Here is a 21,940-nt window from a genome sequence, read left to right on the forward strand (position 1 = left end):
ATGGCGTCCGACATCACCACGGATGTTCTGGCAGGCGAACTGGCGGATGCGCTGGCAATGCTGGAAGACTATCGTCAAGACGGCGCGAACGCGGTGGCAGAGCCGCTGCCGAGCCTTCTGGAGCAATGCCAGGCATTGTGTGAAGACTTTACCCCACCAGAGCCGGTGCGCAGTCTTCACCATCTTGCATGTTCCGGCGGCACGTTGATTTCCAAATGCATCGCTGCCCTGCCGAATGTCGTGCTGCTCAGCGAGATTGACCCGCTCAGCCGCATGGAGGTCGCAAATCTGGGTGAAAAGCCCAAATTCGCACCGACCGATGTTATCCACGCGCTTAATCATGCGAACCGAAAGGTCGACGACGAGATCCGTATTGCGGCCTTCCGTGCCAGCATAGACAGCGTGCTGACAGGTTTGGAACGACGCGGGATGCGCATGGTGCTGCGCGACCACCCGCATTCGCAGTTCCACGCCGGTGCAGATCACACTGCACGTCCTACGGTGTTGGAAATCCTCAGCGCCGCCTTTCCCACACTTTCCCTGGTCAGTGTACGCCATCCGCTCGATGCCTATCTGGCCCTTGCCAACAATGGTTGGATCGGTTTCGAGCCTGATACGCTGGAAGAGTACAGTCTGCGGACAATGGCCTTCCTGAACCGGCACGAGTCCTCCCCGCTGATAAAATACGAGCAATTCATCGCCGATCCCGAAGGGCAACTGGAACGGATTTGCGAGATCCTCTCGCTGCCCTATGAACCGTTGGCTCTCGACATGATCGGCGCAGTCCGCATCAGCGGGGACAGTGGCCGAAGCAGCCCGATCATCGGCGCCCGCCCGCGCAGGCCCGTACCAGAAGCAGTTGAGTCACAGCGCAGTTCTGAGGCCTACACCATCCTTTGTGACAAACTCGACTACGAACCTTGAATTGTGAAGGCCGCAGATGCGTCGACATGGCCGGTAAATGGGACTAGAAAGCATGAATCAGATTTTAGACACCGGAAAGCCCGTTCAATCCATGCAAACCGGCCCTTCACAGTCCGCTTCGACCGTCCTTGTGACCGAGGATGTTCCCGGTCTCGTCTTGCAGGCGCTACTGGGTGCTGGACTCGGTGTTGAACGGATTGATACCGAACAACTCCGCGAAAGGTTGGAGGGCGGCACCGGGCAAATCTCCTTGTTCTGGGATATCCCGTCTGAGACTGTTGCCACCGCGCTTCAAAACGATGGACAGACGGTCGAAATCATAGCCGACTGGCTTGATCGGATGCGTGGCCTGCTGTCGCTGCTGCGCCGTCACCGCCGTGGTTTGAAGCTGTTCGACGCCCGCCTCATATCGCCACAAGCCGAGCCTTCTGACCGTGAAAGGCTTGCGTCTGCCCTTGGTCTGGCGCGTTTGCCGGAAGTGCAGCTTGGCGAGGCCGGGCCGGGCGATACCGTGTCACAGATGCTGGCAGTTCTTGCCCTTTCTCGCCTGGACATGTTGCGTGACTGTCTTGACGAACTGGAGGCAAACAGTCTGACCTTCGGAACCGATGCATTGGCGACGTCTTGGCTCGAACCGGCTGCAAAAGGGTTGCAGCGCATTCGCCGGTTGTCCTTGGACCTGAAGGACAAGACGGAACAGGACGACCGGGCGCTTGCCGCGGCAAAGGCCGACTGCGTGCGTTTGAGCGCAGAGCTTGCGACGACAGTCTCCTCCGCCGAGACACATGCACAGGAAATCAGCTTGCTGCGTGATGAACTTGGTGTGCAACTTACCGAGATCGCGAGGCGCGAAAAGGAGATCAGCTTGCTGCGCGATCAACTTGGTGTGCAACTTGCCGAGATCGCGAGGCGCGAAGAAGACGGACTTCGCAAGGAGGAGCTTCGCGACAAGGCCGCGTATGAATCCGAGCGCGCGCTGTCCCGGGCCCTGACCGATCTGCGCCGTGAAGCGAGAGAGCGCAATTCCCTGCAAACACGGCTGCAGGAAACCGAAGCGCGCCTTGCTTCGGTTGAAGCGGAACGGAACATCCTGAGTCAGCAAATGACCGAGATTTACGAGTCGCGCTCCTGGCGGATCACCAAGCCGCTGAGGCAAGTTCGCTTGTTGGTTGCCCCAATACGTGAGGCGGAGCCTAGCAGTCAGGCGGACTCTTGAGCACCATGGCGACCCCTCAGGCAAGGTGCCAAGGACAGGTATGATCCCGGTTTATTGCTTTGGCGGGTACCGAAACCGGAACCCTTTGAGCTATGATGCAATCCGAACAAGGCTCGGTGACAGGGTGAGCTTGGTTGACACTCCGGCAGATGCCCGCCTTCTCGTTATCAGCCACCATGCGGATTTCGACCTTTTCGGCAGTCAGATTTACGAGATGCTGGCGGCGGTGCCGGACCTTCGTCTGGTATTGCTGTCGGAAGAACCTTTCTGGGACAGCATCTGGATGCCGGATCCGGTATCACGCCATCAAGTCCGCGAAACGGTGCACGGCGCTCTCCCTTACACGGTCCTCAATCATGTGACATCTGATATCTACAAATCGGAAAAAATTCCATATTTCCTGCTGACCGACCCGCGCTATATTGCGCATTATCGCCCCATGACGGCTCGCAATGCAGGGATGTCGGCGACAGCATGGCATCATCATTTTTCACAGGCGCGCGCTGATGCTGTGTTCTTGAACATTCGACGCACAGGGCAGGTTTTTTCTCCCTGCTTTGTCGACGCTGGCATGTGGGCGCTATCCGTGTATCGCAGCAACTTCGCGGCGCAATGCATCGGCCGAAGCGTGGTTCGCAAAGGTTACGGGTGGGAGGACGCGCCTCTGCGGCAGGAGCTGGACGACTGGCACCGAGACAAGCTGGTCCGTTTCGATCATTCTTGCCGCTACATGTCGGCTTTTGAGAACACGCATCATCCCGACTACGTCTCCGAGAAGATCTATGATGCCTTCGCAGTTGGCGCTGTTCCGCTTTACTACGCTTCGTCTGGCCATCGCGTCTCCCGACTTCTGGGTACGGAAGGCTGGCGCAATTTCTATGATCATACCGACACAATTCCGGTCTTCGATGCCGAACGGCCTGTCGACCAAAAGACCTGCGAAGGCTACGCCAGAACCCAGGAGTATCTGGCGCGTCTTTTCGATGACAGGCAGGCCATCGAGGCGGAGTACGAAAGACTTTGCGTCGCGTTGGTCCATGAATTGAATTCGGTGATCTCGGGACGGCGGATATAGGGTCTCTTCGACGCCCTTTCCTTCCGTCAGCTGTTCTTCATGCACTGCACGTTTCCGTTCATCTTGAAAAACGATGTCTGAAGCGTGAGGGACACGGGTGAGTGGCGTGCCGTGTCGGACGGAAGGCAGGCATTGTCCAAACCAGTTGGAAAGCGGCATTTAGTGGCGTAAGAGAAAACTATCAAAATCAGTTGTTTGGACAATGGGCCAGCGTGGAAATGTCATCTGAGAAGACTGCACAGGATTATTTGCTTGATGCCCGGCGGCACTTCGACGCCAAAGACCATGCTGCGGCACTTCGAATTGCAGAAGACGGCCTTGCCCAGTTTCCGGTCCACGCTGGTCTGTGCGACTTAATAATAGCGACACTTCGGGCCATGGAAGGGGCGGAGTCCGCTATCGCCTTTTCCGAAACCTTGCCGCGAGAGCTTTTGGCGAGTTGGCTTCTCAACCGAATGGTTGTCTTGCTGATCGAAACGGAGCGATTGCAGGAGGCAAACGACCTGCTGAACGAGGCGACCGCAGAAACTCGTGCCCGACAGCCATACCAGATGGCTCGGATACGCGTGACCGAAATCATGGAAGGGCAAGAGGCCGCTTTGTCCCACGCTCAGGCGTTTTGTCGGGCCCATCCCGACCGCACGGAACTCATCTTGCGCGCTGCTGGATTGCTGGAAGACCTGGATCGCTGCCATGAGGCCATCGATTGCCTTGACCCATTGATAACGAAAGACGCGCCATGGCCGCATCGAAAACAGTTTGCGCGGGTGTGCAAAAAGGCGGGCTATCTCATCTGGGCGATTTCTGTCATGGAAGACGCTGAACGGGATCTGCAAAACCCTCCGCCCGGGCTGTTCTCTGATCTGGCGCAAGCACTAGAAGAAAAGGGTCGTCCGGAGGAAGCGCTGGCGGTTCTGGACCGCAGCCTGCAACGTTACTCAAACAATTCATATCAGTGCTGGATGAAAGCCCGAATTCTTCGTGGATTGGGGAGGGCTGAAGAGGCACTCGATTTCGTTTTTCATTGGCGCCAGGGGCCTTGGATGAAAAACTACAGAACATGGTCTGTAATCTGTTGATCGAGATCGAACGCCATGAGGAGGCGGAGGAATTCATAGAGTCCCTGCCAATAGACGCGCAAAACCGTCCGGCGATCCTGCTGTCCCGGCTTCGGATCTGCCATGAAACAATGGGCCCGTCGGAAGCCCTGGCATTTGCCGAGCAATCAATCGGCTTTCGTCCAGCGGATCAGTTTCTCGCATTGGAGATTGCGCATTTATTGCAGCTTGCCGGCCGCAACCACGATGCAATATCCATCCTGACGCGCTTCGCAACCGATGCCATGTCAGCGCCAGTCGCGGGCAAATTGGCGAGATTGAATTTGGCGACGGGCCAACCGGATGAGGCCGTTCGGCTACTTGCCCCTTTGGCTGACGCGAAAGCAACCAATGCTGATATGCAGAGCCTCCTGGTGCAAGCCTTCGAAGAAGCAGAGCAGCAGGCGAGCGCACTGGACGCTGTGGAAAAGGGTCTCCAGCGCTTCCAGGGCGATCCGAATCTCTTGGCACAGTACTGGCGTTTGTTATCGGGCTTTCGTGGCCGCGAAGCAGCCATTCAAGCCTGCTATTGCGCGCAAACCGACTGGCCCGGGTCCGTGCAGGTTCAGATTAAGGCGTTGCAATTCTTGTCGCGAATGGAGGACGAGGACGGCTGTAAGAATGCAAGTGAGAGAATCGAGCATGCGGACCCGGACAATCAGCAAGGTGCTGTCGTTCGTGCGAACTATCTGTTGCAGCAGAAGGATGCCGTCGGGGCGCGGAACCTCCTAATGGCAACGCGAAAAAAAAATGGGTCCTCAGCCTCACTTGACAGGACATTGGCCGTTGCCTGCCATCACCTCGGCCTCAACGATGAAGCCATGAGCGTGATCGAACCGTTGGCCTGTGGTCCAGAAAGCAACGCGTATTCAGTAATCGAACTGGTTAAATTTAGACAGGCCGTTTGCGACTACGATGGTGCAAGGGCCGCGCTGGACAGTATTCCTGTGCGCAATCGAGACGATGAAAAACGCAGGCGTGATCGCTTGGCTGACATGGCCCTTGGAAGGGCCGATGTGGAAAGCGCTTTGGAACTGGCGCAAGCGACGGTTCTGGCCAATCCAGACAATGTCTATGGGTGGTCACGCAAGGCAACAGCAGAACTTATGGCTGGTGATGTTGATTCAGCTTGGGAAAGTCATCGGACATGGGTCAACTTGCGTTGGATGCAGGATGAAACCGGTAAGCTAACCAAGAAGGTCAAACGTTCCCTGAACGGTCAGATCATGAATGAATACCGCTTGCTGGGTGATGATCCCGCGCTTGCACTAAGCCGCCCAGGTCTTGATCAGCGGATAGCCGCACGAGAATACAAGCGGAGCCTGATGGGCAACCCGTCAAGCACGGCATTGGCCTTGGGCCTGATGGTATCCCTGCGCCGCTGCGGCGAGGTGCTGGATCAGGTGCATGATGCGCCAGAGTTGTCGTCCGCCCCAGATCGGATTCCGCGTAAGATCTTCCAATTCTGGGATGCGCCGGATCCGCCCAATCAAGTTGCAGATCTGATGGAAGAGAACCGCGTTGCCAACCCCGCTTACAGTTATCGGCGCTTCGACCAGAAATCAGCGCGCGACTACTTGCAGGAAAAGGGTGAAAAGGCGGCCATTGAAGCGTTTCGGCTGGCGCCGAATGCCGCCGGCAAGGCCGATATCTTCCGGTTGGTCGTGCTTTGGCACGAAGGTGGAATCTACCTGGATGCAGACGACCGTTGCACAGTCCCTCTTGACACATTCATAGACCACTCGCTCCGCTTTCTGGGCTACCAGGAACCACAGATGAGCGTGGGCAACAGTTTTCTCGCCGTTCAGCCACGCGACCCGATCATCCGCGCAGCGCTGGATGACGCTGTCAACGCATTTGGCGGGCCGCAAGGTGAAATCCTTTGGCTGAGCACGGGGCCGGGTGCAATGACACGGGCGGTCGCGAATGTGGGAACCGACGAGGCGGGACTGCTCTTGCCCGGTGTCTGTATCGTTTCCATCAATCTGCTAAGAAATGGCGTTTGGCCACATATTCAACTGTCATACAAATCCACTGAGCGAAGCTGGATACGATCCTTTCTAAACCCGGACGCGGGCATCGGGCGCGCTACCATTAGAGCCAAGGGTCGCAAGGCAACAACCTGAATACCTCAACCATGCCTGGTAGAGTGAGCGTCTGGAATTTGCTGCCACTGGATTGCTGCGATGCCAATGGTGATTGAACGGTTGCAGCATCTGTACTGAATTGGGTGCCTAAGCTCCGCGGAACCTGACACACCCGCACTATTCATACGCCTTGCGGCAAGCAATGTCGGTCGGACGGGGCGTGGTTCAGGCCGCGCTGACCAGTCTGGTCAGCTCCCCCTTGCCGTAGTAGCGGCCGAATTCGGTTTGCATGAAATCTTCGAGGCGCACGTCCTCTTGCCGGACGAAGCCTTGTGCGGGCAGCTTGCCTTGGCGCATCAGGTCCATCACGCCCGTTACGCCCGCCGCCGTGGTCAGCTGGATCGCGCCCCAGGTCTTGCCGTTCACCTGACCGGCCAGCGATTTGTTGACGAAGCTACGCTCGCGGTATTCGCCGTCAATCCAGCCCGTGGCGGTGGAATAGATCAGCACAACATCCTGATTGGTGCGGGGCAGGGCGGTTTCAAAGATTTGGCCCATAAGGTCGCGGCGGGTGTCCAGTTGCAGGTCTTGCAGCAGCATCTTGATGATGGCGCGGTGGCCGGGATAGCGGATCGTCCGGTAGGACACTTTTCGCGCCTTGCCCAACAGGGTTTCCGTCAGGGTGCCAAGCCCGCCGGAGGTGTTGAAGCATTCGTAATTCACGCCATCCAGGCCGAACTCCTCCAGTGCCTCCAGCGGCGCGGCCTTGATCCGCTCGCCCCCCTCGATCACGTCGCAGGGGTTGCAGTATTCGTTGATCAGCCCGTCGGTGGACCAGGTCAGGTTATATTTCAGCGCATTGGTGGGGTAGAGCGGCAGCGCGCCGACCCTCAGCGCCAGCGTGTCCAGCTTGTCGAATTGCGCGGCCAGATGCGCGCCGGAAATGCCAACGAACCCCGGTGCCAGACCGCATTGCGGCATGAAGGCTGTCTTGCTGTCCTTCGCCAACTCGCGCACGGCATCAGTCGCGGCCACGTCCTCGGTCAGGTCGAAGTAATGCGCGCCTGCGGCCTTGGCGGCGGCGGCGATGGTGGGGGTCAGGAAGAAGGGCGCGGCGCTGATCACTGCGTCGAACCCGTCGAACGTGCGTGTCAGAGCGGCCTGATCCCCGGCATCGGCCTGTGCCACCTTGAACCCCGCCTGCTGGAAGGGCGCGAGATTCGCGAATTCGGAATCGACGATTGTGACGGAATAGGTGGGCGATGCTTTCAGAAGCTCGGCGATCATTGTGCCGATCTTCCCTGCACCCACGATGCAAACGTTCCAGTTGCGCACGATCTTGCCTCCTGCTTCGGGTCCTTTTCCAAAGCCTGAGGCAGGACGTATCGTGTCGTCTTCTGCCGATTGTTCGCGGATCGGGGGAAATCCGGCAAAATGCCGGGTCAGCCAGCGTCGAGTGTCGACATGGCCTGTATCTGGCGGAAAATCCGCTCCGCCGTCTCGTCTGATCGGCGGTCGATGCGGCGTCCGAAGACCACAGATGTTGTGGTTCGGACGACGCCGGGGATCTCCCCGATCTCGTCGATCAGGATGTCGAGGTCTTCCACCCGCGGGGCCTCTGCCGACAGGAACAGGTCGAACTCACCATTGATCGAGAAAACGACCTGAATTTCAGGGTATGTGTTCAGTCGTTGCAAGACCTTGCGCGTGTCCTGCTGGCGGATCTCCAGCATCATCAGGATCTGCACGGTTTCCTCGCCGGGATTGCGGGAAAGCACCACGGAATAGCCCGCGATCGTGCCATCCTTTTCCATCCGGGCAATGCGTTCATGCACCGTGGATCGGGCCACGCCAAGCGCCTGCGCGATGTTGGAGGTGGATTCCCGCGCGTTGCGCTGAAGTTCCCGTATGATCCGCTTGTCGAGTGTATCTCGCATGCAATTTGCCATATCAGCCGATGAAATGCCGGAAAGCTGACGAGTTTCCCCGAAATGTCAATGCTTTTGGCGACGATGGTGGCGGGCATGCCGAAGAACCCGGTCCTCACGCATTCGTGAGGTGGGCATCCCCGCAAAGTCGTGGAATGCTGCCATTGCGCGGCGACGGGATTCGTTGCAGCATCAAGACTCGGAAAATCAAGGCTGTTTTGGATCGGGACGGGGTCTGAACCATGCCGGGGACCGGACTTTTTGGAGCTGGAATTAGACGGAATGACATTCACAGGATATCGCGCGCTGAAAGCGACCGGGCTTTCGGCCCTTCTATTCACATTGTCGGGCCCCGCCCTGGCCAATGGCATCGGTCTGCCGGACGAAGACACGCTTGCCGCGCAGATGGAGGTCTACAACTCCGACGCGCCGGGGTCGATCTACGCCCTGCAACCGTTCCGCAACGAAATGACCCTGACGGGGGATGACGGGCTGGAGGTGACGCTGACCTCTATGAACCCGATGGTGAATGCCTGGTTCATTCTGCGCGTGGACAGCGATGAGATGTCCCGCCCGCGCTATTATCATCTGGAAAACGCCGCGCCGGATTTCTGGCAGATCTCGCTGGAGATGGATGGCGATGATCCGATCATCCTGATCGAGAACGACGATGACGAGGTTGAATGCGCCCCCTGGGATGGCCGCAACCCGGAACTGGAAGAGGCCCGCGCCGAACCGCTGCCCTATGCGCCGATCTGTGACAGCACCATGTATCTGCGCAACCGGGTGTCCGGGTCGCGCACCACGCGTGAGGCGATTGCCGAGTTCCTGCGCGAAAATGTGCTCTTTGGCGATTCCATAGTGAACCTGATCAAGGGTACGCTGTTCCGTGACGCCTATCTGGAAAGCTCTGACGAAGCCGAATCCGAAGATCCGGGCGCGGTCGTCGAGGCGCTTGGCCAGGCCAATCTGGGCCGCTTCCCGGTCATGCGCGCGGCCCCCGGTTTCGACCTTGTGGGCGCAGAAGGTGGCATGGAAGCCGGCAGTTGGTATCAGGTGGAGGACGCCCCCGGTATCTACGCCAGCATGATGCAGCCCGGCATGATCAGCGACGAGATCCTGAACCGCTCGGGCGAGACCAATTGGCTCGACGGCGTCGAACGGGGTGCCAATGTCTATCTGGTTGCCTTCGACATGCGCGAGTTTGAAATCGGGTACGAGCTTGGCACCGATCACCCCGGCTTCGAATGGTCCTCTCGCCCGCACGGGGCCGGACGCGACTGGTCGATCCCCGGACCTGACGGCATCAGCTCGCCCGATCCGCTGGTCATGGTGGGCATGCTCAGCCCCTCGCTGACCGACCGGGTCGCCGCAACCTTTACGGGCGGCTACAAGCGCGACCATGGGGCCTTCCGCTACGGGGATATGGCGACCTTCAACCATGGCCACCATTACGGGTTCCTTGTGAACGGCACGGTTTTGAGCCGCCTGTGGCCGGGCCTGTCGACCATCTATGTCACCAATGACGGCACCTTCGGCATGACCACATGGACCGAGGAGCTGAACGAGGAACTGCTGCCGCATCTGCGCTTTGCCCGCCAGAACGGTGTGCCGCTGATCAACCCCGACCCGGAAACCGGCGAAAGCGTGCCCGGCGATCGTGTCACGCAATGGGGGGCCGGTAACTGGTCCGGCTCTGCCGATGCGCAACTGCGCACCCTGCGCGCCGGGTCCTGTCTGCGAGAGGTCGATGGCCGTCAGTTCCTGATCTATGCCTATTTCTCGACCGCCACACCCTCGGCCATGGCCCGGACGTTCCAGGCCTATCACTGCGACTATGCCATGCTGATGGACATGAACAGCCAGGAGCATACCTATATGGCGCTCTACCCCGAGATCGAGGATGACGACTGGATCGAGGCCGAGCATCTGGTCAGCGGCATGAGCCATGTGGATCAGGACACGCGCAACGGCACGATCCCGCGTTTCGTGGGCTTCGCCGACAACCGTGACTTCTTCTACCTGCTGAGACGAGAGTAACCCCAAGCGCAAGGAGTGCCCCCCATGAGATATCTCACCCGAACCCTGATGGCCCTTGTCCTTGGCGTCATTGGCGCCGGGGTGGGGGGCGCTCAGACCCTGCAGGAACTCAACGAACAGATGTTCCAGCAGATGCGGGAAGTGCGCGGCGTCTCGAATGCCGAGATCCAGCGGATCCGGCAGATCTTCGCCGGATCCTCCTATATCGGGCAGGGCAATCCGGCGGTGACGCGCCATGCCATGACGCCCGAGGAGGCGGCAGCGCGGATCGGCGGATCGGTCGCCAGCGTGCAGCAAAGCTATCGCAACGCCAGGTGGGAACGGATCTGCGGCGGGCCCTATCGCGCGCCGCTTTATGATCCCGCGACCGAAAGCCCCGAGGATGCCGAGGTCTGCGTGGATATGTTCGAGTACCCGAACATCCCGATGGTCTACCCGGTGGTTTGGGTCCGTGCGAATGAGGCGCATATGCTCTGTGCGGCCGAGGGCGGCCGGATCGGCGATGCCCATGAATGGGAAGGGGCGGCGGCGGGTGCGCTGCTGGAGCCTGACTATCGCTTTGACCTTGGCAGCCCGCAGGCGATGCGCGCCTGGCACAATGCAGAATGGGCGCATACGCGCAATGTCTACAGCATCGGCCAATGGCGGTCCGGGGTCTGCGCCACGGGCAGTTTCAAATCGGCCAGCTGCAATGGCGGCAGCTTCACGGGATGCGGGTCCAACACCTATCCGGCGGGGTCGTTCCCGCAATGCCACAGCCCGCTTGGCGCCTATGACATTGACGGAAACGCGGCGGAACATATGAACCTGCCGCTGTCCCCCGATCAGATGGCAAGCCGGGGCTCAACGACGCTCGGCGTGACCGAGATGAAGGGCAGCTGGTTCATCTGGGATACGGTGCGCGCGCATGAGCATTGGGCGCGCTGGCGGGCGCCGTTCTGGCATGGCAGCCGGGTGATGTCGCCCTCAAGCCACCGGAACTACCACCTTGGGTTCCGCTGTTTCCATGATGTGAATTGACGGGAAATGCGCCCTCAGCCGTGGCCCCACCCACCCACCCACCACGGCTGAGGGCGCAAAAAACAGCTCATGAAAAACCCCGCCGGATGAGGGCGGGGTTTCCTGTTTCTGCTCGATTGTGACGGGGGTCAGCGCGGGTCAGCGCGAAGCGATCTGGATCGCGGGCCGTCCGATCGGGCCATCGGTATTCAGTAGACCTGCATAGGTGCCGTCCATCAGCAGGTCCTGCAGGTCGACGGCGCGGCCGTTCACGAAGGCAGTGCGGCTGACCAGGCGGATGCCGTGGCTGTAATCGGCATATTCGGCGCCATGCACGGTCGAAAGCGGCTGGATCGGGTTGCCGCCCGGACGGTGCCAGCCATAGATCGCCACGCGGCCCGGCGCACTGGACAGGCGGTTTGTCAGCACCAGGTCCTTCTTGTGGCCCGACACCAGCATCCCAAGACGACCGCCCGCGTTCTGACGCTGGCCCTCCACGGTGGCGTTGTGGCGCATGAAGTAGGTGGTCGAGGACATCTGCGAGCCCGGCGTCATCGGCGAGGGCGACAGACGCAGATCGGCCTGCGCATAGATGGCGTCGACCATACGGGTGGTCGGCAGCATCATGTTGAACTCTTCCGCGACCCGTGCAGCAGCCGTCAGGCCAAGTGGCACGCGCACGAAGTCGCTGTCACTGCCAACGGCCAGATAATCGGGCGTTACGCAGATCGTGATCTGGGCACTGCGGCCATTGGGCAGGACGCCCGTAAAGGTGACCGGGGCAAGGTCGCGCAGGAAGGCAGGGACATTGCCACGCAGCACTTCCCGGGCAATGGCCGCGTCGCGGGTGGTGCCAGAGACGTTTTCAAGCGAGGCGATAAAGGCCTGTCCGCCGGCCGCGCTGCCGGCCCGACGTGGAATTTCACGCGACAGGCGGCGGGTGCAGGCATTGGCGCTGCGGTCGAAGGCGGGACCAAGCGCGGCGGGTTCGTCCGGGGTCAGCGCCGCCAGGGTCACGTTTTCGGTGGGGTCGGTGGCGCGGGCCACGAGGCTGGGGGCCGAGGTGACATCCAGATCGGCAGGGCGCGCGGCAGGGCGCGGGCTGATGCTGGTGGCGAGTGGGGACGCGACGGCGAGTTCGATCACCGGCTCTTCCGATGCGGCATCGAAGGGGCGTTGTTCCGGGCGCAGAGAGGCGACATTGGCGGGGTCGGTGAAGCTGCGGGCGGCGGCGGCCAGCGCCACGATATGGGCGGGGCGCGGCACGGCCTCGACCGGCGGGCGGCCTGCGATGATCGTCGGCGCGGGATCTTGCGGGCGGGTGTCGATCGCCGGATCGGCCAACACGTAGTCGCGGCCGGGTGCCATCGGCGGCAGCGCGGTCGGCATCAGCCGCTCCGGCCCCTGATCGGCCCCGGCTATGGGGCCCCCCATCGTGTCGGTCACAGGCAGAGCTCCGAGGCTTGCCTGCGGAATTTCCACACGGGCGGGCTCGATGCCAAGCGTGGCAATCCGAACCGCCGGGGCGATCCTGGTGACCGTGAGTGTCAGGATGGTCGCGCAGACAAGCGCGGAGGCCGCAAGCGTCGCGATGACGGCTGCAGGCGATTCCATGAACTCAGGTTTTCTGTCAACGGCCCGCTGTCCCAGCAGGTCAAAATATCTGTCCCTCATGGCAAAATGGATACACCCACATTTTTAACGAAACAAGAATGCCAGAACGATTATGGCAGGCTCGCCACATTTGCGGCGGAAAACTGCCGTTTTGCTGCGACTGCGAGCGAATTTCTGCGCGTGCAAAATGGGCCGGAGTTCGCCCTTCAGATGCTGGTCTTCTTGAAGATCATCTCGGGCACCGCGCAGATGATCGACATCACGAGCCACCAGATTGGCCGTACATATATGATATTACGTTGTTTTTTCACGGCCTTGACGATGGCGTCCGCGACTTCGTCGGGTTCTGCCGTCAGCTTGGCGGGCAGGTCCAGATGGGCGGTCATGGCGGTGTTCACGAAGCCCGGTTTCACCGTCACCACATGCACGTTCTGCTTGGCCAACCGGTTGCGAAGCCCCGACAGGAAGGCGGTGAAGCCTGCCTTGGCCGATCCGTAGACATAGTTCGAGGCCCGACCACGGTCGCCCGCGACGGAACTGATTCCCACCAATGTGCCCGAACCCCGGTTCGCAAACCGGTCTGCCAGAACTCCAAAAACGATCGCCGGGCCCTCGAAATTGGAGCGCAGGACAGCGACCGCCTTGGCCGGATCTTTCTCATTCTCCTCCTGCTCGCCCATGGTGCCCACAGCGCAAACCGCGATACGTGGCAGAACCGGCAGGCCATCAACGAAGCCCTCGTGCCCCTCCACATCAAGCGCGTCGAAGTCGTGAAGCGTGACCTCTACCCCGTAGCGGGTTTCCAGATCGGCCTTCTCCATCTGCATACTGTCCGCATTGCGGGCAGCCAGTTGGATGGGGTGGCCGAGCGCGGCAAAGGCGCGGGCAGTGGCGCGGGCCATGTCGGACCGTGCGCCGAGGATCAGAACGGGGTGGGTCACAGGTGGAGCCTTTCGGATTGGGCCGAGGCAAAGGCATCGGCAAGGCCGTTCTCCCGCCGCCATTGTGCAAATGCAGCGGCGCGGGGGTCGGCGGTGGCGAAAGTGTCGGCCGGAACGCGGCTGTCCTTGGCGAGGTAGAAGCGCCCGCCATTGTCGAGCGTGATCGCGTCCAGTTCCGGCATCAGGGCGATGGCGCGGGGGTGGCGCGGGAAATCGAGCGCCAGCGTGTAGCCTTCCATGGGGAAGGAAAAGGGGCTGTCCTGCGGGCCGAAGCGTTTGAGCACCGAAAGGAAGGACGCCTGACCGGAGTCAGATATCGCCGACATCAAGCGGTGCAATCCCTCGCGCGCCCGGTCCTGCGGCAACACGCATTGGAACTGCATGAACCCCTTGCGGCCATAAAGCCGGTTCCATTTCAGGATTGCGTCGAGCGGATAGAAATACCCGTCCCAGTCGATGATCTGCTGACCTTCCTGCCGCGCGCCGTTCCAGAAATAGAGTGCATTGAAGGCGCGAACGGAAAGCGGGTTCAGGGCAAAGCCCGGTGCGTTCATCGGGAAGGTCTTCTTGCGACGGCGAGGGGCCTTGAAGGGCGTGGCGCGGTAGCGCGGGGGCACCTCGCCCGGTTCCGCATGTTCCCCCAGCATCACCAGCGACCGGCCAAGCGCCGCACCTTTCGCGGCACAGTCGATCCAGGCGACGGAATAGGTCGCGGCCATGTTGTCCTCGAAAGCGCTGATCGCCTCATCGAGATTGGCGGCGGGGATCATCGTCTGTCGAATCCAGCCGGATTTGACCGACCGAAGCCGGATCGCACAGCGCAGGATGACGCCGGTCAGCCCCATGCCGCCGATGGTCCAGCCGAACAGATCAGAGTTCTCGTCGCGCGAACAGCGGGTGACAGAGCCATCCGGCCCCATCAGGTCAATCCAGTCCACACAGGCGCGGAAGCTGCCGTCCACATGGTGGTTCTTGCCATGCACATCCGCCGCGATCGCGCCGCCAAGCGTGATCAGCTTGGTGCCCGGCGTGACCATGGGAAACCAGCCGCGCGGCAGGAAGCTGTCGATGACGTCAGACAGCATCACGCCCGCCTCGGCCACCAGCTGCCCGGTGGCGGCGTTGAAGGACAGCATCCGATCGAAACGGCGCATGTCGAGCGTGCGCACGGCCCCGATGGCGCTGTCGCCGTAGGACCGGCCATTGCCGCGCGCGATGGCGCGGCCTTCTGTGACCTGTTCGGCCACCTCTGCCTCGGTGCGCGGCGCGGTCAGTTGAGTTGTGCGTTTGGGGAAATTGCCCCAGCCGGTCAGCTGCATTACGTCCCCTCTGCCTGCAAGCGGTCGTCGGTGAAGACGAAGCGGCGGTCGAGCATGTACTTTGTCACATAGCCCACCATCAGGCCCAGAATGGCCCCAAGTTCCCGCATCAGATCGGTGCCCCAGATCAGCCAGAAGGCGGTCTCGGATCCCCAGAAGATGCAGGTCGTGACCAGCCCCATGGCGGTATAGAGCGCGAATTTGCGGCTATGGGCCTTTACCCCGGTGGACTGGTCGAAAAAGATCCAGCGCTTGTCCAGCACGTATTTCACCACCAGCCCGACCAGCGTGCCGGCGGCCACCGCCATGGCGAAGACGCCGCCGCTGTCACCGAAGGACAGGACGATGCGCTGCGTACCCAGGTTGGTCACGGTCGCGATCACCGCGAACAGGGCATAGCGCAATGCGAGGCTCGCGGTGCTCATAGAAACAGCGCCCCCGCTGCAAGCGCCAGCATGGCGAGGAAGGTCGCCTGGCTGGTCCGGTCGGTCACCGCGAAAACCATCGGGTCATCGTTCATCTTGCCCCTGTGGGTGACGAACACCATTCGTGTGACCCAGAATAGAAGCAACCCACAGACCCCCCACAGATAGGTGGGCGACATGTAGTTCGCGCGAATATCGGGCGTGTTGATGTAAAGCGCCAGAACCAGCACTGACAACAGGCCGGAACTTGTGGCGATCTGGGTGATGATCGGCAGATCCTCCAACCCATATCCCCGGCCCACGGTTTTTTCCTGCCCGGTGGATTTCAGATGCACCAGCTCTGCCTGTCGTTTGACGGCGGCCAGCGAGAAGAAGAAGAACATCGAGAAGGCCAGCAGCCACAGGGACAACGGGATGCCGGTGGCGACGCCGCCTGCCACGATGCGCAACGTATAAAGCCCCGCCAAGACGCAGATATCGACGATCACCTTGCGCTTGAGCCAGAGCGAATAGCTCATGGTCATCAGGAAGTAGAAGGCGATAACACCAAGGAACTTCACGCTCAGCGTGGCCGCCGTGGCAAGCCCGAGGACCAGAAGGATCGGAAACAGCATCGTCCCATGCGGCACCTGCAACCGGCCAGAGGCCATCGGACGCTTGCATTTGCGCGCATGGGCGCGGTCGGGGCCAAGATCCAGCAGATCGTTCAGCACATAGCCCGATGACGCCACCAGCCCGAAGGCCAGAAACGCCAGCAGACATTGCAGGAAACTGGCCAGTCCAAGAGAATGGCTGGCCAGCACCGGCACGAAGACGAGGACGTTTTTCAGCCATTGATGCAGGCGCATCGCCTTGAAGATCGGGATCAGCGCATGTTCGGGCGGGCTGATATGGGTGACATCGGCATTGACCCCGGCCACCTTGGCCTGAAATCCTCTTGTCGCACCAACGGTCACGGCGGCCTTGGCGCGCGACCAGACCTTCAGGTCGGCCTTGCTGTCACCCACGTAGATATAGCCGCCGGGGCCGTAGTGGTTGTCGAGGAAGTCTGCCTTGCGCTCTGCCTTCAGGTTGTTGCCCGGCTCGGTCCCGAACACCTCGTCAAAGAGGCCCAGATGTGCCGCGATCCGGTCCGCAAGGATCTGGTCGGAGGCGGTCACCAACGCGGTCTTGCCACCCTCGGCGCGCCAAGCCTCGATGTGGGCAATGACCTCGGCATTATAGGGCAGGCGGGCGATGTCGGGGCTGGCGGTTTCCGCCAGTGCGCGTTTCAGCTCCGGGATGCCTTGGGACAGGGCCTTGGCCGCAATGATCGGTGTACGCCAGTTGCGCGCGGCACTGGCCCAGAAGCATTCGAACAGCATATCGGACCGCAAAAGGGTCCCGTCCAGATCGACGACCAGAACGCTGTCTTTGGTGCCGGAATCGCGCATCTTCCCGTTCATCTTCCCGGCGTGGGTCTGCCTTTAAGTCCCCGTGCCGTGCTGCTCTTCGTTTCGTTGAATTTTATAAGGCACGCAAAAGCTTGCATAGGGTTAAGGCATTGGCCAGCCGTTTCTGTGGTTTTCTTTGGAAAGCTTGGGGCAAGACGGTCGACAGCCGGGGGGCGAATTCGCTAGGGTTTGACCTGTATTTCAATCATAAACCGGTCCGCTGCCATGAAAATTCCGCTTTTGCCTTCGCTGTCCGGGGTTGCCATGACCCTGGCGCTGTCTGTCAGTCCACTGGCGCTTGCTGCGCAAACCGCGCCGGAAAATGCCGCCGCGCTATGCGCTGAGACGGCTGGTGTGCCAAACGCCGGGGTGCCGATCAGCCCCGAAGCACAGGACGCGCTGGAGGCCGCACTGGCCGAAGCCATGCCCTATTGCGAGCAGGCCTTGGCAGAGGGCAGCGAAGATCCGGTCGTTCTGTTCCATATCGGCGCGATCCGGCAGGCCGATGGCGATCATGAGGAGGCCGTTGCCGCCTTTGAAGCCGCTGCCGCTGCCGGGCTGGCCGCCGCGAATACCAAGCTAGGCGACTATCATCTCTTCGGGATCGGCCCGTTGCGGCGCGATGCCGATACGGCGGCGGAATATTTCGCTGCTGCCGCCGAAGGGGGCGATCCGGCCGGTCAGATGACGCTCGGGCTGTTGCACCGGATCGGGGCAGGTGTGCCACGAGATACGGGCCGTATGGTGGAACTGATGCGCGCGGCGGCGGATGGGGGGTATCACTTCGCCCAGTACCGGCTTGGCCAGACCTATTTGACGGGCGACGGCATTCCGGGCGGCGAGGATGACTCGCTCGGCATCCCCGACCGGGATGAGGCGGCGCGCTATCTGTCCATGGCTGCCGAGCAGGGCAATATCGAGGCGGTGCTGGATCTGGCGCGGATCTATTCCGAGCTTGACGGCCCGGGCACCGGCGACGCAGACCAGCAGTTCCGCTGGACCGAACGCGCGGTTGAGGCGGGGTTGCCCGATGCGATTGCGGCGCTTGGCTTCCTCTACGAACGCGGGCGCGGGGTTGAGGCCGACCCGGAGCAGGCGGCGGCGCTTTATGTGCAGGCGCTGGAAACCGGCGATGTGGATATGGATGACCTGCGCGGGCGGATCGGCGGCTATGAACCCCCATGGGACCGGGCCACGGCCATCGCCTTTCAGGTGATCCTGCAGGAGCGTGGGCTGTATCTGGGCGCGATTGACGGCCAGATCGGCCCGATGTCGCGGGCGGCTGCTGCGGCGCTGGATGACTAGCGGTTGATCTCGACGCTCTGACGCAGCTCTCCGCTGTCCCGGTCGAAAATCAGGATGCGGTCGTCATCGGTCACGACCGCATACCAGCCCTCGCCCATTGTGACTGCACTGGCGCGCACGCCCTCGGGCAATATCACCTGATCGGGCAGGCTGACACCATTGCCGCCCGGGAAACGGGTGACAAAGGTGATCACGACCGCTATCAGCCCGACAATCATCACCACCGTCAGGACCGTCACGAGGATGCGCAGCACCCTCAGGTTCAGCGGGTCCTTGTCGTCCTCTGTCAGCGGAGCGTTCTGCATGTCCGGCCTTTCGTCCAAGATCGTCTCGGTCCGTATTGGTCCGGACCCTGCGCCGCGCCTTGATAAGGCACTGGCCCGCGATGTGCCAGAGGAGGCGTCTCTCAGCCGGTCGCGGCTGGCGAAACTGATTGCGGACGGCATGGTGCGCGTGAATGGGGCCGTCGTGACGGATGCCAAGGCGAAGCTGGTCGAGGATGATCTGGTCGAGGTCACCGTCGAGGAAGCCGCCGATGTGGCGACGATGCCCGAGGATATCCCGCTGGAGATCCTCCATGAAGACGATGATCTGATCGTGATCAACAAGCCTGTTGGCATGGTGGTGCATCCCGCCCCGGGAACCCCTTCAGGCACGCTCGTTAACGCATTGTTGCATCATTTCGGTGGCAACCTGTCTGGCGTCGGCGGCGAAAAGCGCCCCGGCATCGTGCACCGGATCGACAAGGACACGTCGGGCCTGTTGGTGGTGGCCAAGTCCGACCGTGCGCATCACGGGCTGGCGGCGCAGTTCGAGAAACACACGGTCGACCGGCACTATCTGGCGCTGTGTCATGGCGAACCCGATGCGTCCGACCCCCGGTTGCGCGGCGTGCGGGGCACCAGCTTCGAGATGGGCGGCATCCTCAAGATCACCACGCAGCTCGCGCGTCACAAGACCGACCGGCAGCGGCAGGCGGTGCTGTTTTCCGGCGGCCGCCACGCGGTTACGCGGGCGCGGGTGGAGGAAGGGTTCGGCGCGGTGGCGCTGATCAATTGCTGGCTGGAAACCGGTCGCACCCATCAGATCCGGGTGCATCTTGCCCATGCAGGCCACGCCCTCATTGGCGACCAGACCTATGGCGGGCGGCGCAAGGTGGCTCCGAAGGTGATGGGCGAGGCGCTGGCGGCGGAGCTCAACAACTTTCCCCGGCAGGCCCTGCACGCCGCAACGCTTGGTTTTGTGCACCCGGTCAGCAGCGAGCATCTGAGCTTCGAGGCCCCTCTGCCCGAGGATATGGCGACGCTTCTTGAAAAACTTCGCGAAACTGCCCGCTAAACTGTGCGCAAATGCACGTGAAAACCCTGTAACATGCGTTGCGGTGCGTGAGCTTCGCGGGGTAATGTCTTCAGGAATTCGTGGACAGGCCTCTTGAATGGCTTTGTTTACGTTCCCATCTTGAATTTAAGTTAATCAGATTTACATCTGAGGATGTCGAACAGGGGATCCGAAAAACATGAGCAGTTATGCAAATCTCCCGGCGCCGTCGCCGGAACAGGGCCTGAATCGCTACCTGCAGGAAATCCGCAAATTTCCGATGCTGGAGCCGGAGCAGGAATATATGCTCGCCAAACGGTGGGTGGACCACGAAGACACCGAGGCCGCCCATCAGATGGTGACGTCGCATCTGCGTCTGGCCGCCAAGATCGCCATGGGCTATCGCGGCTACGGTCTGCCGCAGGCCGAGGTGATCTCCGAGGCCAATGTGGGTCTGATGCAGGCAGTGAAGCGGTTCGACCCCGAAAAGGGCTTCCGTCTAGCAACCTATGCCATGTGGTGGATCCGCGCCTCGATCCAGGAATATATCCTGCGGTCCTGGTCGCTGGTGAAGCTTGGCACGACGAGCGCGCAGAAGAAGCTGTTCTTCAACCTGCGCAAGGCCAAGGCCCGCATCGGCGCGCTGGAAGACGGTGACCTGCGGCCCGAACATGTTGAGCGGATCGCCCATGATCTGGGCGTGACCGAAACCGAGGTGGTTTCCATGAACCGGCGCCTGTCCGGAGGCGATGCCTCGCTCAATGCCATGATCGGCACCGAAGGCGACAGCGCGACCCAGTGGCAGGACTGGCTGGAGGACGAGGATGCCGACCAGGCCGGTGACTATGCCGAGCGGGATGAGATGCAGCACCGCCTTGCCCTGATGGAAGAGGCGATGGAGGTCCTGAACGAGCGTGAGCGGGATATCCTGACGCAACGCCGCCTGCAGGATCAACCGGTGACGCTGGAAGATCTGTCGAGTGTCTACGATGTCAGCCGCGAACGCATCCGCCAGATCGAGGTGCGCGCCTTTGAAAAACTGCAAAAACGGATGCGCGACTTGGCGCGGGAACAGGGCGTTCTTGAGACGGCCTGAGGAAAGCTCCAGTCAATCTGTAACGGCCCGCCTTTTCGGCGGGCCTTTTTTGTGGTCTTGTTCGCGCTAACAAGGAGATGACCGAAATGACCGATCCGATCCGTTGGGGCGTGCTTGGCGCCGCGAATTTCGCCCGGACCACCATGGCTCCGGCAATCCATGATGCCGAAAGCGCGGTTCTGGCTGCGCTGGCCAGTTCCAGCCCGGAAAAAGCGGCTGGATTCGCCGCGCTGGCCCCAGGGCTGCGCATCCATGACAGCTATGACGCGTTGCTTGCGGACCCTGACATCGACGCGGTCTACATCCCGCTGCCCAATGCCCTGCATGTGGAGTGGACGGAAAAGGCCGCCCGCGCGGGAAAGCATGTGCTGACGGAAAAGCCCATTGCGATGAAGCTGGACGAAATCGACCGGCTGATCGCGCTGCGCGATGAAGCCGGGCTGCTGATCGCCGAGGCCTATATGATCCCCCATCACCCGCAATGGCAGATGGTGCGCGATCTGGTGCAGGGCGGCGAGATCGGTGAGTTGCTGCATATTGACGGATATTTCACCTTCCGCCTGACCGATACCGGCAATATCCGCATGCGCCCCGAAACCGGTGGCGGCGTGACCCGCGATATCGGGGTCTATACGCTCGGGTCGGCTCGGTTGGTCACGGGGCAGGAGCCTGAAAACGTGCAATCCCGTTTCGGCTGGCAGAACGGCGTCGATGTGTCGGCCCGGATCTGGGCCAATTTCGGCGGCGCGACCTGTTCCATCTACATGAGCATGGAGGCTCCCAATCGGCAGGTGGTCACCTATCACGGCACCGGCGGCTTCATTGAGCTGGTCGCGCCCTTCAACCCTGTCGTCCACCGCGAAGCCTCGGTCCGCATCGTGCGTGCCGATGGAGAGGAACGCCTGCACCGTTTCCCATCCGCACGGCAATATGTGAATCAGGTGGAAGCTTTCGGGCGCACGATCCGCGAGGGGGCCGATTACCCTGTGCCGCTGGAGTTTTCGCGGGGCACACAAGCCGCGCTGGAGGCCGCCTTCGCAGGTGAGATGGCGTAGGATCTCAGCCCAAGCCATGGTTGTTTTGGACTCAAACGATATTTCCCCCTAGTCTTTTGGTGAATTCAG

Annotated in this window: 19 protein-coding genes and 1 pseudogene; 11 read left to right on the forward strand and 9 right to left on the reverse strand. The window is 61.2% G+C overall.

Going from position 1 to position 21,940, the window contains the following annotated elements; translation table 11 throughout:
* The 5 genes from EP237_RS01380 to EP237_RS01400 all read left to right on the forward strand — a co-directional run bounded on the left by EP237_RS01380 (nt 1) and on the right by EP237_RS01400 (nt 6,438).
* Complete coding sequence (locus EP237_RS01380; protein WP_127557327.1) at nt 1–924, forward strand: sulfotransferase; 924 nt, start codon at nt 1–3, stop codon at nt 922–924.
* A gap of 52 nt (nt 925–976) precedes the next feature.
* Entirely contained in the window at nt 977–2,140 is a 1,164-nt protein-coding gene (locus tag EP237_RS01385) for a hypothetical protein (RefSeq protein ID WP_127557329.1), read from the forward strand.
* 130 nt (nt 2,141–2,270) lie between these two features.
* On the forward strand, nt 2,271–3,215 hold the full coding sequence (locus tag EP237_RS01390) for a glycosyltransferase family 10 domain-containing protein (protein WP_164744587.1): 945 nt from the start codon (nt 2,271–2,273) through the stop codon (nt 3,213–3,215).
* 101 nt (nt 3,216–3,316) lie between these two features.
* Nucleotides 3,317–4,294 carry a tetratricopeptide repeat protein gene (locus tag EP237_RS01395; RefSeq protein ID WP_127557333.1) on the forward strand — a complete coding sequence of 326 codons (978 nt, stop codon included), beginning with the start codon at nt 3,317–3,319 and terminating at the stop codon, nt 4,292–4,294.
* Nucleotides 4,291–6,438 carry a tetratricopeptide repeat protein gene (locus EP237_RS01400; RefSeq protein ID WP_164744588.1) on the forward strand — a complete coding sequence of 716 codons (2,148 nt, stop codon included), beginning with the start codon at nt 4,291–4,293 and terminating at the stop codon, nt 6,436–6,438. Before EP237_RS01395 ends, EP237_RS01400 begins: the two co-directional genes overlap by 4 nt.
* A 186-nt stretch (nt 6,439–6,624) precedes the next feature.
* Here the strand turns inward: EP237_RS01400 and EP237_RS23805 are convergent, their stop codons facing one another.
* From EP237_RS23805 to EP237_RS01410, 3 genes and pseudogenes are all read right to left on the reverse strand, one after another.
* The gene (locus tag EP237_RS23805) at nt 6,625–7,329 is read right to left on the reverse strand and encodes a saccharopine dehydrogenase family protein (protein ID WP_420812500.1); all 705 of its coding nucleotides are present in this window, start codon (nt 7,327–7,329) and stop codon (nt 6,625–6,627) included.
* Nucleotides 7,330–7,401: 72 nt separating this feature from the next.
* Nucleotides 7,402–7,734, reverse strand: a pseudogene (locus EP237_RS23810) (saccharopine dehydrogenase NADP-binding domain-containing protein); the annotation flags it as partial.
* 107 nt (nt 7,735–7,841) lie between these two features.
* Nucleotides 7,842–8,336 carry an Lrp/AsnC family transcriptional regulator gene (locus EP237_RS01410; protein ID WP_127557337.1) on the reverse strand — a complete coding sequence of 165 codons (495 nt, stop codon included), beginning with the start codon at nt 8,334–8,336 and terminating at the stop codon, nt 7,842–7,844.
* Between the two features lie 273 nt (nt 8,337–8,609).
* Here EP237_RS01410 and EP237_RS01415 point away from each other — a divergent pair, with 273 nt between their 5' ends.
* Both EP237_RS01415 and EP237_RS01420 read left to right on the forward strand, forming a co-directional pair.
* Nucleotides 8,610–10,367 carry a hypothetical protein gene (locus EP237_RS01415; RefSeq protein WP_127557339.1) on the forward strand — a complete coding sequence of 586 codons (1,758 nt, stop codon included), beginning with the start codon at nt 8,610–8,612 and terminating at the stop codon, nt 10,365–10,367.
* 24 nt (nt 10,368–10,391) lie between these two features.
* The gene (locus EP237_RS01420; RefSeq protein ID WP_240661433.1) at nt 10,392–11,387 is read left to right on the forward strand and encodes an SUMF1/EgtB/PvdO family nonheme iron enzyme; all 996 of its coding nucleotides are present in this window, start codon (nt 10,392–10,394) and stop codon (nt 11,385–11,387) included.
* 138 nt (nt 11,388–11,525) lie between these two features.
* Here the strand turns inward: EP237_RS01420 and EP237_RS01425 are convergent, their stop codons facing one another.
* The 5 genes from EP237_RS01425 to EP237_RS01445 all read right to left on the reverse strand — a co-directional run bounded on the left by EP237_RS01425 (nt 11,526) and on the right by EP237_RS01445 (nt 17,110).
* Nucleotides 11,526–12,980 carry a hypothetical protein gene (locus EP237_RS01425; RefSeq protein ID WP_127557341.1) on the reverse strand — a complete coding sequence of 485 codons (1,455 nt, stop codon included), beginning with the start codon at nt 12,978–12,980 and terminating at the stop codon, nt 11,526–11,528.
* Between the two features lie 206 nt (nt 12,981–13,186).
* A complete protein-coding gene (locus tag EP237_RS01430; protein WP_240661435.1) occupies nt 13,187–13,921 on the reverse strand; it encodes an SDR family oxidoreductase in 735 nt (244 codons plus the stop codon).
* On the reverse strand, nt 13,918–15,240 hold the full coding sequence (locus tag EP237_RS01435) for an FAD-binding oxidoreductase (protein ID WP_127557345.1): 1,323 nt from the start codon (nt 15,238–15,240) through the stop codon (nt 13,918–13,920). The genes EP237_RS01430 and EP237_RS01435 overlap by 4 nt, the downstream gene beginning before the upstream one ends.
* The gene (locus EP237_RS01440) at nt 15,240–15,665 is read right to left on the reverse strand and encodes a GtrA family protein (protein WP_127557347.1); all 426 of its coding nucleotides are present in this window, start codon (nt 15,663–15,665) and stop codon (nt 15,240–15,242) included. The genes EP237_RS01435 and EP237_RS01440 overlap by 1 nt, the downstream gene beginning before the upstream one ends.
* Nucleotides 15,662–17,110 (reverse strand): UbiA family prenyltransferase, encoded by a 1,449-nt coding sequence (locus EP237_RS01445; protein WP_240661437.1) that lies wholly within the window; start codon nt 17,108–17,110, stop codon nt 15,662–15,664. The genes EP237_RS01440 and EP237_RS01445 overlap by 4 nt, the downstream gene beginning before the upstream one ends.
* Before the next feature lie 213 nt (nt 17,111–17,323).
* Here EP237_RS01445 and EP237_RS01450 point away from each other — a divergent pair, with 213 nt between their 5' ends.
* Entirely contained in the window at nt 17,324–18,403 is a 1,080-nt protein-coding gene (locus EP237_RS01450) for a tetratricopeptide repeat protein (protein ID WP_127557349.1), read from the forward strand.
* Here EP237_RS01450 and EP237_RS01455 read toward each other — a convergent pair.
* The gene (locus EP237_RS01455) at nt 18,400–18,708 is read right to left on the reverse strand and encodes a DUF6476 family protein (RefSeq protein ID WP_127557352.1); all 309 of its coding nucleotides are present in this window, start codon (nt 18,706–18,708) and stop codon (nt 18,400–18,402) included. The genes EP237_RS01450 and EP237_RS01455 overlap by 4 nt on opposite strands.
* Here EP237_RS01455 and EP237_RS01460 point away from each other — a divergent pair.
* The 3 genes from EP237_RS01460 (at nt 18,707) to EP237_RS01470 (ending at nt 21,871) form a co-directional block, all read left to right on the forward strand.
* Complete coding sequence (locus tag EP237_RS01460) at nt 18,707–19,741, forward strand: RluA family pseudouridine synthase (RefSeq protein ID WP_127557354.1); 1,035 nt, start codon at nt 18,707–18,709, stop codon at nt 19,739–19,741. The genes EP237_RS01455 and EP237_RS01460 overlap by 2 nt on opposite strands.
* A gap of 178 nt (nt 19,742–19,919) precedes the next feature.
* The gene (gene rpoH / locus EP237_RS01465) at nt 19,920–20,816 is read left to right on the forward strand and encodes an RNA polymerase sigma factor RpoH (protein WP_127557356.1); all 897 of its coding nucleotides are present in this window, start codon (nt 19,920–19,922) and stop codon (nt 20,814–20,816) included.
* An 86-nt stretch (nt 20,817–20,902) separates the two neighbouring features.
* The gene (locus tag EP237_RS01470; RefSeq protein WP_127557358.1) at nt 20,903–21,871 is read left to right on the forward strand and encodes a Gfo/Idh/MocA family protein; all 969 of its coding nucleotides are present in this window, start codon (nt 20,903–20,905) and stop codon (nt 21,869–21,871) included.
* The last annotated feature ends 69 nt before the right edge of the window (nt 21,872–21,940 follow it).

It is taken from the genome of Nioella ostreopsis (genome assembly GCF_004000255.1).
In the GTDB taxonomy this organism is placed as follows: Bacteria; Pseudomonadota; Alphaproteobacteria; order Rhodobacterales; family Rhodobacteraceae; genus Nioella; species Nioella ostreopsis.